Genomic DNA, 13,485 nt, shown 5'->3' on the forward strand with positions numbered 1-13,485 from the left:
CAAACCCAAGACACACAACAAGAAACGGGCCGCCGCTGACGCGGCGACCCGCCCCAAGGAACTCACCCCTGGTTAAAACACCAGGTGGATGAAGGAGCCCTTCATCGTGCTAAGCGGCGCGCGGGTACAGGCGGGCCATTCCCGGCGGCGCGGCGAAGGGCGCCCACGTGCCCTCCGCCTGCGCCAGCCGGTCAGCCACCACCCACAGCACGGTGGCGTTGAAGCCGTAGCCCAGGTGCGACGACGACACCTGGACGTTCTCCCTGCGGTGGCCCGGTTCCTCGACGCACGACTCCCACGACACGATGCCGTCCGTCTTGGAGTAGATCGACGTGGCGGGCACCGGGATCGGCGGCCGGGTCGACTCCGGCGGCGGGAACTCCTCGCGCGGGATGTGCAGCCGCGAGAACAACGCGAACGCGGGCATCGCCCGTGACTGCACGGGATCGCTCATGTTGTACGGCGAGCCCATCGTGATCACCTGGCGCACGCGGTGCGGGTGGTCGCGCGCCATCTCGCGCGCGAAGATCCCGCCGAGCGACCAGCCGACGATCGAGACCGGTCCGCCGTGGGAGTCGGAAACCTTCTTCACCAACGCGTGCATGCCGTCGACGGCCTTGCGGGTCGGCCCGATGTTGCGGCCCAGGCCCCACCGGTGCACGTCGTAGCCCAGCCCGGACAGGAACCGGCGCAGCATCACCGTGGACGAGTCGGCGGCACCGAGGCCGGGGAACACGAGCACCGGGTGACCGTCACCGGCGGGGGCACCGCGCAGCATGGACCGGGTGGCGACGAACTCGCCGACGTCGAGGGCGCAGCGGGTGGGCTCGGTGAGGTACCAGAAGAGCCCCGGCGCGCTTCCTCTGACGAGGTGGAGGGGAGGCACAGCAGGAACGTCGAAGACTTCCTCTGAAGGTACGGCAGACATAGGAGCCTCCCCACACGTCGACAACCCCGAGCCGGCGCTCTGGGCGGCGTTGCCCAGTGGGTCCATGATGTTTCGTGAACGATCTTTTCGCCAGTGCTTTCGAGTCTCGATTCGCCACGTCCGGGTAACACGTTGGCAACCTCACAGGTGTGCAGTGCCTCTCACCTGCATGGACGTCGATTCAGAGGGAAAGCTCCTCTAGCATTTTTCGAGTGGATCGGATGAGCTCCCTGGACGCTGGCTTCTACTTCATCGAGGACGAGAACGTGCCGATGCACGTCGGTTCCGTCCTGGTCTTCGACGGCCCGGCGCCGTCCTACGGCGATGTGATCCGCCTCTTCATGGCGCGCATGGACCAGGTTCCGCGCTACCGGCAGAAGGTGAAGGCGCTGCCGTTCCACGTCGGCCGTCCGGTGTGGGTCGACGACGACCACTTCAACATCCTCTACCACGTGCGGCACACCGCGGTGCCGTCGCCGGGCGGTGAGGACCAGCTGCGCAACCTCGCGGGCCGGATCTTCGCGCAGAAGCTCGACGACAAGAAGCCGCTGTGGGAGGCCTGGCTCGTCGAAGGGCTCGAAGGCGGCCGCTGGGCGATCATCTCCAAGGTCCACCACTGCATGATCGACGGAGTGTCCGGAACGGACATGCTGCAGCTCCTGCTCGACTTCAGGCAGGAGACCGCGCTGCCGGAGCCGAGGGAGTGGAAGCCCGCGCCGACGCCCTCGACGCTCGACCTGGTGGTCGACGGGGTGCGTGACGCCGTCGTGACGCCCGTGCAGCACCTCTCCGCGTTGCCCGCCATCGCGCGGAACATGCGGTCGCTCAACGAGATCGTCGACTTCGGCAAGTCGGTGCTCGGCTCGCTTCCCGGCACCGCACGCCGTCTGATCACGCGTGCCGCCACGTCGCTCAACGGTCCTATCGGGCCACACCGCCGGTGGGTGTGGGCGCGCGCGAACCTGGCCGAGATCAAGCAGGTGCGCAAGGCCGCCGGTGGCACGGTCAACGACGTGATCCTCACGGCGATCACGCGTGGTTTCCGCGACCTGCTGGAGAAGCGCGGCGAGCTGACCGACGGCATGGTCGTGCGGACCATGGTGCCCGTGTCGATGCGCAAGGCCGACCAGCACAACGAGCTGAACAACCGCGTCAGCGCCGTGCTGGTCAACCTGCCCGTCGGAGAGGCCGACCCGGTGAAGCGCCTCGCGTCGATCCGCGAGCAGATGGACGACCTCAAGAACTCGCGCCAGGCCGCCGGTGCCGACGTGATCACGAACCTGTCGAACTTCGCCGCGCCGACGTTGATGGCGCTGGGTTCGCGCACGGCGATGCGGTTCCCGCAGCAGATCCTGCAGACCGTGACGACGAACGTGCCCGGCCCGCGCATCCCGCTCTACATGCTCGGCCGCCCGCTGGTGGAGATGTTCCCGTACGTGCCGATCGCCTCGACGATCCGGATCACCGTCGGCATCTTCTCCTACCTGGACAAGTTCACGTTCGGCATCAACGCCGACTTCGACGGCGTGCCGGACGTGCAGCTGCTCGCCGACGGCATCCGCGCGGGCTTCGACGAGCTGGTGGCGCTCGCCGCGGAAGCCGAGGAGTCGACGGTCTGAGGCACGACCTGACGGTCCGGGCGGGTGCGCACGACCTGCACCTGACCGTGGTGGGACTCGACGCACGGCTGGGTGCCCTCGGCGTGGCGCTCGGTCAGGTCGACGACGTCCGCATCGAGCTGGAGAACGTGCGGTGGTCGCGCTGGCGGGCCCGCCGCGCGACCGTCGTGTGCCGGGACGTCCACGTGAACCCGCCGGCGACGCTGGTGTCGTCGCCGGTCGAGTTCCGCGTCGAGGTGGCCCTGTCCGACCTCCCGGAGCTGCAGCGGATCAGCTGGTTGCCGCTGACCGTGCGGCTGGTCGGTGCGGAACTGCACGTGCGGTTGCATCGATGGCTGCCGGCACGGGTGTTCGCGGTGCCGGAGCTGCCGCGCGGCATCCAGCTGACCGGCGTGGAGCAGTTCGACGACCACTTCGTGCTGACCGGAACCGCCCCCGTGCTGCGGGAGCGGCTCACGCTCGGTCAGCTGGCCGCGGTGCTCAGGCGGTTGGCGTCCATCCAGTCCAGCACGCGCTCGGACACGACCTCGGGGATCTCCATCTGGGGCACGTGACCGATGCCCTCGTACTCGTCGTAGCGCCAGTGCGGGTGCCTGCGGGCCACGTACCGGGCGGCGGCCACGTTGACCAGCCGATCGCGGTCGCCGCTCATCAGGAACACCGGCACCCGCAGCTTGGCCATCGCCGCGTAGTAGGCGCCGCGCTTGGACGTCGTGAACACCGTGCTGCGCGCGGCCGCGAGGAACGCCGCATCGAGGCCCTCGACCTCGGCGCGTTCGCCGATGAGGTGCTCGCTCGCCTGCTTGAGCTCCTCGGGGATGCCCGACGGGTCCGCGCAGACCAGCTCCAGCAGCCGTTCCACCTGCCGGCGCGCCGGGACGGTCTTCGCCTTGGCCAGGAACCGCTCCCCCAGCCCCGGCACCGAGTACATGAAGAACGTGGCCAGCATCGTCGGGTCCGGCCGCGTGCCGAACACCATTGGCAGCGCCGGGTCGACCAGCACCAGGCCGGAGACCATGCCGGGGTTGTAGGCGGTGTGGAAGAGCGAGATCATCCCGCCCATCGAGTTGCCGACCAGGATCACCGGCTCCCGCACGACCTCCGCGACGAACCGGCCGAGCAGCTTCGCGTTGGCCTGGACCGTGGTCTGGCGGCCCTCGGGGTTGGTGAGCCCGTGCCCGGCGAGGTCGACCGCCACGACCCGCGCCTTCTTCGCGAGCAGCGGCGCCAGCAACGCCCAGTTCAAGTGCGAGCCGCCGAGCCCGTGCACCAGGACCATCCGCGGCCCCTCCTCGGGCCCGCCGAAGTCGACCCAGTGCACGGGCCCGTCGAGGTCCGCGTAGTGGCTGGTGCCGCCGAAGTTCGCCACAGTCGTCATACCAACCAGTATGTCGGTTGACCGAACCGGCCGGTAGCAGCCGTTGGCGGCGTCACTTCCAGGGCACCGCCGGCTGGCACTGGTCCGTCGGCTTCTGCCGGACGCTGCCGACGAGCTCGCCGGTCTGCGGGTTCTGGTAGCACGTCCGCCACGACGTGTCGCTGCTGCCGAGCAGGTTCCCCGCCGCGTCGTAGGCCCGGACGACCGGCGCCGGGTCGTTCACCGAAAAGCGCCACGTCGGCGGGTAGTAGATCCGCGCGACATAGGTACCGTTGACGACCTTGGCGTCAACCACCTGGTCGTCGGCGCTGAGCGTCACCCGTGCGACCTTCTCGTCGACACGCCCGACGACCTGGCGAAGAGCGCGCCTCCCCGCGTCGCCGGGCTTGGGGGCCGGAACAGCGTCGCCACCGGGGACGTCTCTCCCCTCTTCGACCGAGAAGTGCCCCGGCAACCACCTCATGTCGCCCTTGCTGCTGCCGACGACGTACCCCCCGGCGCCGACACCGATCTCGCACCTCAGCGCCACGTCGTCGGCGTAGAGCAACGCGAACCGGGGCTCTTCGAGCACCAACTGGCGCAGCGTCGCCTTGCCGGCCCCACCCGCCTCCGCGCATCCCTTCTCGATCTCCGCGACGGTCTCCGGTGGCACCCCGAAGTCGCCAGAGGCGGAGGTGGGAGACGGCGACGTGGTGATCTGGACGAGAGGCGTCGGATCCAAAGGTCCCGGCCGCAGCAACACCACGCTCACCGCCACGGTGAACACCGCGGCCGCCGCGGCGAGGATCGGCACGGTGAGCCGGGAGCGCCTGCGGCCGACCGCGCGTTCGAGCTCGGCCCGGATCTGCGTGTGGCGACCGGGCGGCAGGTCGCGGGTGGGCGGGAGCATGCTGGTCATCGGTCCTCCCCGGTGTGCACGAGCTCTCGGTGCTGCTGGAGCTTCGACTTGGCCTTGCTGACCCGCGCCCGCACGCTGCCCTCGGTGATGCCGAGCACTGCTGCCGCGTCCGCGTACGACACCTCGGACCACACGCACAGCGCGAGCGCCTCACGTTCGTTGCGCGGCAGCTTCTCGACGGCTTTGAGCAGCTCGGCCATCCGCCGCTGGTCGTCCAGCCGCTCGGCCACCTGGTCGGCGTGGTCGGGCACCGGCGGCTCCTCCCCGACCCGCCTCAGGTTCCGCAGCCGCCTGGTGAGCGAGCGCTGCCCGTTGCGCACCACGTTGGTCGCCACCGTGAGCAGCCACGGCAGCGCCGAGTCGCGCTCCAGCCGCACGTCGGCCCGCTTGCGCCAGGCGAGCAGGAACGTGGCCTGCAGGTGGTCCTCGGCCTCGGCCCAGGAGGCCGTCAACCGGAAGCAGTGGTTGTAAACCGCCTTGGCGTGCCGGTCGAACAGCACCCCGAAGGCGTGCGCACTGCCCCCGGCGGCCTGCGACCACAAGGCGCGGTCGTCAGGGTCTTCGGTTGTCATACCTGTTCGTGTCCGCCCGCCGCGCCGATGTTGGCACCAGTTTCACGTGCCCCTCTCTAGCGTTGCGGAGCGTGGCACATCTGGGGGTGGCCGATCTGACGGACCTCGCGCACGCGGCATACGGCCGTTCGCTGCGCCAGGTGGCGCGTCTGCACGGCGGCAGCAAGAAGGGCGTCTACCGCCTGACGCTCGACGACGGCACGACGGGCATCGCCTACGTGTGGCGCGCGAGCGAGGACTACTGGCCCGAGCACGAGCCCGATCCGTTGTTCGGCAACGCGAGCGGGCGCGACCTGTTCCTCACCGCGCACACCGCGCTGTCGGAGGCCGGGATGTCCGTGCCGCGACTGGTGCTGGTCGACCGGGACACCGTCGTGGTCGAGGACCTGGGCGGCGAGTTCCTGGAGAAGCTGCTCGACACCGAGGCCCTGGAGCGCCTGTGGGACGACCTGGAGGCCATGCACGGGCGCCAGAGCCCGCGCTACGGCCGCCCGGGCGCGCTCCAACCGGCGGAAGCGCCACCGGTGCCGGACGTGATCCTCGAGCGAGCCCTCGCCCACCTGGAAGCCTGCTGCGAACGTGTCCCGCGCATCGCCGCCGAACGGGAGCGCCTGGAAAACCAGCTGCGCCAACGACATTCGGTGATCGAGCCGCGCACGTCCTACGGCCTGATCCACGGCGAGCTCGGCCCGGACCACGTGCTGGTGTCCGGCGGGCGGCCGGTGCTGATCGACATCGAAGGCGTCATGTTCTTCGACGTCGAGTGGGAGCACGCGTTCCTGGAACTGAGGTTCGGCCGGCACCACCGTCCCGCGGAGAACCTCGACCCGGCGCGGATGAACCTCTACCGCCTGGCCCAGTACCTGTCACTTGTGGAGGGTCCGCTTCGGTTGCTGGACGGCGATTTCCCGCACCGCGACGCGATGCGCGAGATAGCCGACCAGAACATCGAGCGCGTGCTGGTCTGCTGACGTCAGCCGACGTGGGCCCGGCGCTCCGCTTCATGACGACCTGACAGGAGGCACGTCTATCGTGTGGGCCGAACGAGGCAGGAAGGAGTGCCGGCTGACATGAGCATCGAACATCTGCTGGTGCTGTTGGTCGCGGGGTTGTTCGTCCTGGGGCCGGAACGTCTGCCCGAGGCCGCGCGCTGGCTCGCGCAGGCGGTGCACAAGGCGCGTGAGTTCGCGTCGCAGGGCCAGGAGCAGCTGCGCTCCGAGCTCGGGCCGGAGCTCGACGAGCTCCGCAAGCCGCTGCAGGACCTCGCCGCCCTGCGCGGCCTGGACCCGAGGGCCGCGCTGACCAGCTACCTGCTCGACAGCACCCCCGCGCCGGTCACGCCCACCACGCGCACACCGTTCGACCTCGAAGCAACCTGATCCGCCAAGGAGTTCCCATGTTCGCCAACGGCCTCGGATGGCCTCACCTGCTCATCCTCGCGGTGGTCTTCGTCGTGTTCTTCGGCTCGAAGCGCCTGCCGGACGCCGCGCGGTCGGTCGGACGCTCGCTCAAGGTGTTCAAGGCCGAGACGGCGGACCTGCGCGGCGAGAGCCCCGCCGCACCGCCGCAGCAGAACAGCCCGGCCTCGCCCGCCGCTAACACCCCCTGACGCGTAGCGCCGCCTGCCGGACACTTACGTGTATGAAGGGCTCCTTCCTCCACACCAGGTGGAGGAAGGAGCCCTTCATACACCTCGCCCCGGACGGCGAGTCGCGGACACGGCCTCCGGCTACCTGCTCAGCCCCGCGCCGGGGTAGGAGGACCCGAGCCACGCCTCGTCGATCCGCAGCTGGGCCTTGCCCTGCGTGGACGTCTTCTCCACCCGGATGTGCCGCGCGGTCGTGTTCGCCGACAGGTCGATGAACTGCACGCCGCGCTGGTTCGGCAACGAACCGGACTTCACGTTCGTCCAATTTGTACCGTCGTTGGACGTGTAGACGTTGTAGTTCTTGATGCGCGCGGACCCCGAGGCCGGATACACGGTCGAGTCCTCGCGCTGGTTCAGCGCCACGTACGAGACCTTCTTCGCGGAACCCAGGTCGAAGCGCAGTGACACCGTGCCCGCACCCGTTGCGTCCCAATAGGTCTGGTAGTCGCCGTCCGCCGCGGCCGAGGCCGGGTGACCGGACGCGGAGGCCGACGCGCTCATGGTGTAGCTCGACGGGGTGATGATCCCTTCACGCCCAGCGGTCTCGACCTTGAACACCGTGTCGTACTGGTCCCAGTTCGAGATGCCGTTGAGGGTGATCGTGCCGCCGGACTGCGACCAGCTCACCGCCGCGCCGGTCCGCAGGTTCGTCACGCGGCTGACCTTGTAGCCGTTGTCGCGCACCTTCAACGTCGACCCGGACGGCTTGGTGATCACGTGGATGTAGTGCTGGTCCGGGTTGGTCTTCGACACCGTCGTCACGCCGTGCGCGCCGTCGTTCCAGAACCCCGGCTTGAGCCCGCCGTGCAGGTACCCGCCGCCGTACGTGCCGCCGATCGACTCCCAGATGTCACTCAGGTACCCGTCGGCGAAGTTGTTGAAGGACACCTGGTTCGACGGGAACTTGCCGTTGACCATCGCGGTCTCGGCCATCAGCGCCTTGACGTCCGACCCGGCGTTGGTGATCAACCGGCCCAGCGTCAGCTTGTAGTCGACCGTCGAGTTCGAGCCCGAGTACCACCACGCGCCACCGCTCGGCAGCTTGAAGCACGCCTCGATCAGCCGCGGCGCCGCCGTGTAGATCGCCTGCGGGTAGTCGTACGACGGCGTCATGCCGGTCTTCTGCTCGTTGCTGATCGTGTCCATGATCGGCGTGTCTTCGTTGTTGTTGCTCAGCAGCATGTCCGGGCGTTCCTTGCGGATCCGCTCGTAGAGACCGTTCTGCTCCCAGTAGGCGTTGTCGTTGTCGATCCAGAACCCGGCGAGCTTCGGGTAGCGCTGCATGAGCTCGACGAAGTTGTCGTAGCTGAACTGCCCGAACCCGGGCCGCTCCTGCAGGTTGACCGTCTTGCCCTTGTACTTCGAGTACGCGGCCGAGTCGAGCCACTCGTGCCCGCCCTCGTCGTGCCACTTCGGGTCGTCGGTCATGTAGTTGATGACCTTCACGTGCTCCTGGTCCGCCGCGTCGATCAGCTCACCGAGGAAGTCCCGCTTCGTCGAGCAGCTGCCGGGAACCGACGACGGCCACGCCCTCGCGTAGCCGAGGCGCGAGTGGAACGACGCCAGCACGATGTACTGCGCGTGCAGCTTCTTCGCCTCCTCCACCCAGTACTTGGCGGACCAGCCACCACCGGTGACGGCGGCTTCCCAGGCGCTGCAACTGGTGTAGCCCGGATTCGTCCGCATCCCCCAGTGCAGGAACAGCCCGGACGTGGACGCCCGCAGCCAGTCCTGACGGGGATTCAGCACCTCGGCGCGCGCCGGAGAGCTCACGCCTGCAACGAGTAGAGCGGCGGTCATCAACACGCCGAGACGACGCAACGTTTTGCGCACGAGCCAGCCTCCTGGTGGACGCCTCCTGCGGCGGAAGGAAGACGTGCTCGGTGTTACCGCGCAAAGGTCTACGCCACTCAGCCGTCCAAGTTCAATAGGTCCTCGGAGGTATGACCGAGTTTCATGCCGAACTGAATCGAAAAAGGCTCCAAATGAGCCGATGTCTCAGCCGTGGGAGGGATGGCCGTAGAGCCCGGCCCCGGTGATCTCCACCGAGGTCAGGAACGCCGCCGACGCCACGTAGGAGGCCTCGACCAGCTCGGCGGTGTGCGAGAAGTCCAACGGCGTCACCGCCTGCACGGGCGGCCCGGGCAGGTACAGCACGGGCGCGTGCTGCGAGGCCAGCTCCACCTCCAGCACGGCCTGGTTCCGCATGCCCAGAGTCGCCCAGAACAGCAACGTCTCGGCCAGTGTCCCCGGCACCCCGGGCAGGTGGCCGGGGAACGCGCAGTCCAGCACCACCAACGACTTCGCGCCCATCGCGAGCGCCTGCCGGATCGGCACGTTCGCGAGCACGCCGCCGTCGTAGAGCACCCGGTCGCCGATCCGCACCGGCGGGTACACGCCGGGAATCGCCGCGCTGGCCAGGATCGCGGGGATCAGCGGGCCGGACGTGAGGTTGACGGCCTCCCCGGAGACGCAGTCCACCGACACGGCACCGAACGGCAGCGTCAGGCCGGCGAAGTCGGCACACCCGTCGAGCCCCTCGGCCAGCACGTCCGCCAGCCCGGTGTTCGGGAACAGGTAGGTCTTGTTGGTGCGCAACGACCGCAGCTGCGCGATGGGGCCGCCGGGGAACACCCGCTGCCGCGTCATGCCCTCCCACAGCTCGGCCAGCCGGGACGGGGCCTTGTCGGGGTCCAGCGCGAGCAGCGACCCGTTGACCGACCCCACCGACGTGCCGACGACGAGGTCCGGGCGCACGCCGTGTTCCTGCAAGGCGCGCAGCATGCCGACCTGCGAGGCGCCGAGGCTGCCTCCGCCGCCGAGCACGAAGGCGACCGGTCCGGGCAATGAGATCGTCACGTCGAGCGATCCTAGGGCGTGTGGTGGAAGAGCACCGGGATTGCCAGCTCTTCCCGCGTCCGCGAGCCGTGGATGCCGATCATCTTGCTCAGCACGGGTTCCGCCTGGCCGCGCACGACCACCGCCGAGCCCTTCATCGCGACGACCACGTCCCCGATGCGGTCCATCGCGAGTGGACTGACCGGGCCGAACCACCCGGCCGCCACGGCGTCCTCTCTGGACACCACGTCCGCGCGGTCGCCGAGGAACTCCCGCCACACGGACAGCACCTCGTCGCTCTCGGTGTGCAGGTAGCGCACGCGGGGTTCACCGGTGATGACGCGAACTCCTTGCCACAGCAGGGGTTCGGTGTCGAAGTCGATGCGGTCCCGCGCGGTGGTCATGCCGTGGTCGGCCGTCACCGCGAGCAGGGAGCCGGGTGGCATGCGGGACGCCATGCGTTCGGCCAGCGCGTCCACGAACTCCAGCTGCAGCAGCCACTCCCCGGAACCCGGCCCGTAGAAGTGGCCGATGGTGTCGAGATCCGCGTGGTAGGCGTAGCAGAACGAGCGGTCCTGCCGCAGTGCCGCGGCCACGCCCAGCGCGAGGTCGCCGAAGCCCGCCGCGCCGCGGAACCACGAGCCGCGCAGCACCGCCCGCGTCAGGCCGCTGCCGCGCTGGACGAGCGGCGCGACCGCGCTGACGGCCACCCCGGCCGCCGCCGCCCGTTCGAACAGCGTCGGGTGCGGCTGCACGACCTCGGGCACGAGCACCTCGCGCAGGTCGTGGCGGCTGTCCCCGGCCCGCGACCAGGTCAGCGCGTTGAGCACCTCGTCGCCGACGCAGAACGTGAAACCGACGATGCCGTGCTCGCCCGAGAGCAGCCCGGTGCCGATCGAGGCGAGGCTGGTGGCGGTCGTCGACGGGAACCCGGCGGAGGTCTGCAGGCCGGGCAGGCTCGACAGGAACGGTGCGTGCTCGGCGTGCTCGCGCAGCAGCTCGTGCCCCAGCCCGTCGACGAGCAGCAGCGCGACACGCCGGGCGGACGGCAGGTCCAGGGTGTTGTCGGCACCCGGAACGTCCAGGCCCGACAGCAGCGAAGGGACGACCTCGGCGATGCTCACCTGGACACCGTGCCACGCGGAATCGGACAGCGGGCAGAATGGCGCGCTGTGACAACGCTCATCCACCAGAAGATCGCTGACGAGCTCGGCGTGGCCGCGGGCCAGGTCAGCTCTGCTGTCGAACTGCTCGACGGTGGCGCGACCGTCCCGTTCGTCGCCCGATACCGCAAGGAGGCGACCGGCGGTCTCGACGACGCGCAGCTGCGCACGCTCGAGGAGCGGCTCGGCTACCTGCGCGAGCTGGAGGAGCGCCGCGCGGCGGTTCTCACCTCGATCCGCGAGCAGGGCAAGCTCGACGACGCACTCGAAGCGCAGATCCTCGCCGCCGACTCCAAGGCGCGGCTGGAGGACCTCTACCTGCCGTACAAGCCGAAGCGCCGCACGAAGGCCCAGATCGCGAAGGAAGCCGGTCTCGAACCGCTCGCCGACGCGCTTCTGGGTGACCCGAACCTGAACCCGCAGGAAGAGGCCGCCAAGTTCGTCGACCCCGCCAAGGAGGTCGCGGACGCCGCGGCCGCCCTGCAGGGCGCGCGGGCCATCCTGGTCGAGCGGTTCGGCGAGGACGGCGACCTGATCGGCGAGCTGCGCGAGCAGATGTGGACGCGCGGCCGCGTCGTCTCCAAGGTCCGCGAGGGCAAGGAGACCGAAGGCGCCAAGTTCGCCGACTACTTCGAGTTCGACGAGCCGTTCACCAAGCTGCCGTCGCACCGCATCCTGGCGCTGTTCCGCGGCGAGAAGGAGGAGGTCCTCGACCTCGTCCTGGAGCCGGAGGAGCCCAACGAGGAAGGCGGCCCGTCGTCGTTCGAGGTGCGCATCGCGGCCCGGTTCGGCATCGACGACCGCGGCCGTCCCGCCGACAAGTGGCTCACCGACACCGTGCGCTGGGCGTGGCGGACCCGCATCCTCGTCCACCTGGGCATCGACCTGCGCGGACGCCTGCGCCAGTTCGCCGAGGACGAGGCCGTGAAGGTGTTCGCCTCGAACCTGCGCGACCTGCTGCTGGCCGCACCGGCCGGCACGCGCGCCACGATGGGCCTCGACCCCGGCTACCGCACCGGCGTGAAGGTCGCGGTCGTCGACGCCACCGGCAAGGTCGTGGCGCACGGCGTCATCCAGCCGCACGTGCCCGCGAACCGCTGGGACGAGTCGATCGCCAAGCTCGCGGCACTGGCCAAGGCGCACAACGTCGACCTCATCGCGATCGGCAACGGCACGGCCTCGCGCGAGACCGACAAGCTGGCCGCCGACCTGATCAAGCGCCACCCCGAGCTCAAGCTCACCAAGATCGTGGTGTCCGAGGCGGGCGCGTCGGTGTACTCGGCGTCGGCCTACGCGTCGTCGGAGCTCCCCGGCCTCGACGTGTCGATCCGCGGCGCGGTCTCGATCGCCCGGCGGCTGCAGGACCCGCTGGCCGAGCTGGTGAAGATCGACCCGAAGTCCATCGGCGTCGGCCAGTACCAGCACGACCTCTCGGAGTCGAAGCTGTCGCGTTCGCTCGACGCCGTGGTCGAGGACTGCGTGAACGCGGTCGGCGTCGACCTGAACACCGCGTCCGTGCCGCTGCTGACCCGCGTCTCCGGCATCACCGCCGGTCTCGCGGAGAACATCGTGCTGCACCGCGACCAGAACGGCCCGTTCCGCACGCGCGCGGCGCTGAAGAACGTGCCGCGCCTCGGCCCGAAGGCGTTCGAGCAGTGCGCGGGCTTCCTGCGCATCCGCGGCGGTGACGAGCCGCTGGACGCCTCCTCCGTGCACCCCGAGGCGTACCCGGTCGTGCGGAGGATGCAGGAGGAGGCGGGTGCCGAACTGATCGGCAACACCGCCGTGCTCACCAAGCTGCGGCCGGAGAAGTTCGTCGACGAGCAGTTCGGTCTGCCGACCGTCACGGACATCCTGAAGGAACTGGAGAAGCCGGGCCGCGACCCGCGCCCGGCGTTCAAGACCGCGACCTTCGCCGACGGCGTCGAGAAGATCGCCGACCTCAAGCCCGGCATGGTGCTGGAGGGCGTCGTCACGAACGTGGCCGCGTTCGGCGCGTTCGTGGACATCGGCGTGCACCAGGACGGCCTGGTGCACATCTCGGCCCTGTCCAACACCTACGTCAAGGACCCGCGCGACGTCGTGAAGTCCGGTGACGTGGTGCGGGTGAAGGTGCTGGAGGTCGACGAGGCCCGCAAGCGCATCGGCCTGACCCTGCGGCTGACCGACGAGCCGGGCAAGCCCGCGCCGAAGCAGCAGGGCGGCGGTGGCGGCGGTCGTGACCGCCGGCCGCAGCGCGGTGGCGGCCAGCAGCGGGGCGGCCAGCAGCGCAACTCGCCGCCGCCCGCGAACGGGTCGATGGCGGACGCACTCCGCAAGGCCGGTTTCGGCAAGTAGCGCCACCGATGAAGGGGGGCGGAATACAACGCACGTGGGATTATGGGCCCCTGAAAGTTAGTCACAACCCCCGCGAGGTGGCCCCCCCCGTGATAGATTGGTCA

General features: G+C 69.6%; 13 protein-coding genes. 6 read left to right on the forward strand and 7 right to left on the reverse strand.

The window, feature by feature from the left end:
• Positions 1 to 109: 109 nt before the first annotated feature.
• Complete coding sequence (locus tag ABZV40_RS40150; protein ID WP_355454380.1) at positions 110 to 886, reverse strand: alpha/beta fold hydrolase; 777 nt, start codon at positions 884 to 886, stop codon at positions 110 to 112.
• A gap of 263 nt (positions 887 to 1,149) precedes the next feature.
• Between ABZV40_RS40150 and ABZV40_RS40155 the strand changes: the two genes are divergently transcribed.
• Entirely contained in the window at positions 1,150 to 2,547 is a 1,398-nt protein-coding gene (locus ABZV40_RS40155) for a wax ester/triacylglycerol synthase family O-acyltransferase (protein WP_355454382.1), read from the forward strand.
• 50 nt (positions 2,548 to 2,597) lie between these two features.
• Positions 2,598 to 3,101, forward strand: a complete 504-nt coding sequence (locus tag ABZV40_RS40160) for a hypothetical protein (RefSeq protein ID WP_355454384.1) — start codon at positions 2,598 to 2,600, stop codon at positions 3,099 to 3,101.
• On the opposite strand, the gene ABZV40_RS40165 is transcribed toward ABZV40_RS40160, so the two are convergent.
• From ABZV40_RS40165 to ABZV40_RS40175, 3 genes are read right to left on the reverse strand one after another with little or no spacing between them, the layout of a single operon-like run.
• The gene (locus tag ABZV40_RS40165) at positions 3,011 to 3,925 is read right to left on the reverse strand and encodes an alpha/beta hydrolase (protein WP_355454386.1); all 915 of its coding nucleotides are present in this window, start codon (positions 3,923 to 3,925) and stop codon (positions 3,011 to 3,013) included. The two genes, ABZV40_RS40160 and ABZV40_RS40165, sit on opposite strands and share 91 nt — an antisense overlap.
• A gap of 52 nt (positions 3,926 to 3,977) precedes the next feature.
• Complete coding sequence (locus ABZV40_RS40170) at positions 3,978 to 4,823, reverse strand: hypothetical protein (RefSeq protein WP_355454388.1); 846 nt, start codon at positions 4,821 to 4,823, stop codon at positions 3,978 to 3,980.
• Positions 4,820 to 5,395: an RNA polymerase sigma factor gene (locus ABZV40_RS40175; protein ID WP_355454390.1), complete on the reverse strand. Its 576-nt coding sequence runs from the start codon at positions 5,393 to 5,395 to the stop codon at positions 4,820 to 4,822. Before ABZV40_RS40175 ends, ABZV40_RS40170 begins: the two co-directional genes overlap by 4 nt.
• Before the next feature lie 71 nt (positions 5,396 to 5,466).
• Here ABZV40_RS40175 and ABZV40_RS40180 point away from each other — a divergent pair, with 71 nt between their 5' ends.
• The 3 genes from ABZV40_RS40180 (at position 5,467) to ABZV40_RS40190 (ending at position 7,004) form a co-directional block, all read left to right on the forward strand.
• Positions 5,467 to 6,366 carry a phosphotransferase gene (locus tag ABZV40_RS40180; protein ID WP_355454392.1) on the forward strand — a complete coding sequence of 300 codons (900 nt, stop codon included), beginning with the start codon at positions 5,467 to 5,469 and terminating at the stop codon, positions 6,364 to 6,366.
• 99 nt (positions 6,367 to 6,465) lie between these two features.
• Positions 6,466 to 6,774, forward strand: coding sequence for a Sec-independent protein translocase protein TatB (tatB, locus tag ABZV40_RS40185; RefSeq protein WP_355454394.1), 309 nt, complete (start codon positions 6,466 to 6,468; stop codon positions 6,772 to 6,774).
• Positions 6,775 to 6,791: 17 nt separating this feature from the next.
• Positions 6,792 to 7,004 (forward strand): twin-arginine translocase TatA/TatE family subunit, encoded by a 213-nt coding sequence (locus ABZV40_RS40190; RefSeq protein WP_355454396.1) that lies wholly within the window; start codon positions 6,792 to 6,794, stop codon positions 7,002 to 7,004.
• 120 nt (positions 7,005 to 7,124) lie between these two features.
• Here the strand turns inward: ABZV40_RS40190 and ABZV40_RS40195 are convergent, their stop codons facing one another.
• The 3 genes from ABZV40_RS40195 to ABZV40_RS40205 form a co-directional block, all read right to left on the reverse strand.
• Entirely contained in the window at positions 7,125 to 8,843 is a 1,719-nt protein-coding gene (locus ABZV40_RS40195) for a discoidin domain-containing protein (protein WP_355454456.1), read from the reverse strand.
• A gap of 198 nt (positions 8,844 to 9,041) precedes the next feature.
• On the reverse strand, positions 9,042 to 9,902 hold the full coding sequence (locus ABZV40_RS40200; protein WP_355454398.1) for a patatin-like phospholipase family protein: 861 nt from the start codon (positions 9,900 to 9,902) through the stop codon (positions 9,042 to 9,044).
• Between the two features lie 11 nt (positions 9,903 to 9,913).
• Positions 9,914 to 11,005: an alkaline phosphatase family protein gene (locus tag ABZV40_RS40205; protein ID WP_355454400.1), complete on the reverse strand. Its 1,092-nt coding sequence runs from the start codon at positions 11,003 to 11,005 to the stop codon at positions 9,914 to 9,916.
• Between the two features lie 48 nt (positions 11,006 to 11,053).
• On the opposite strand from ABZV40_RS40205, the gene ABZV40_RS40210 reads away from it, so the two are divergent.
• Positions 11,054 to 13,381: a Tex family protein gene (locus ABZV40_RS40210; protein ID WP_355454402.1), complete on the forward strand. Its 2,328-nt coding sequence runs from the start codon at positions 11,054 to 11,056 to the stop codon at positions 13,379 to 13,381.
• The last annotated feature ends 104 nt before the right edge of the window (positions 13,382 to 13,485 follow it).

This window comes from Lentzea sp. NPDC004782 (assembly GCF_040609115.1).
Lineage (GTDB): Bacteria > Actinomycetota > Actinomycetes > Mycobacteriales > Pseudonocardiaceae > Lentzea.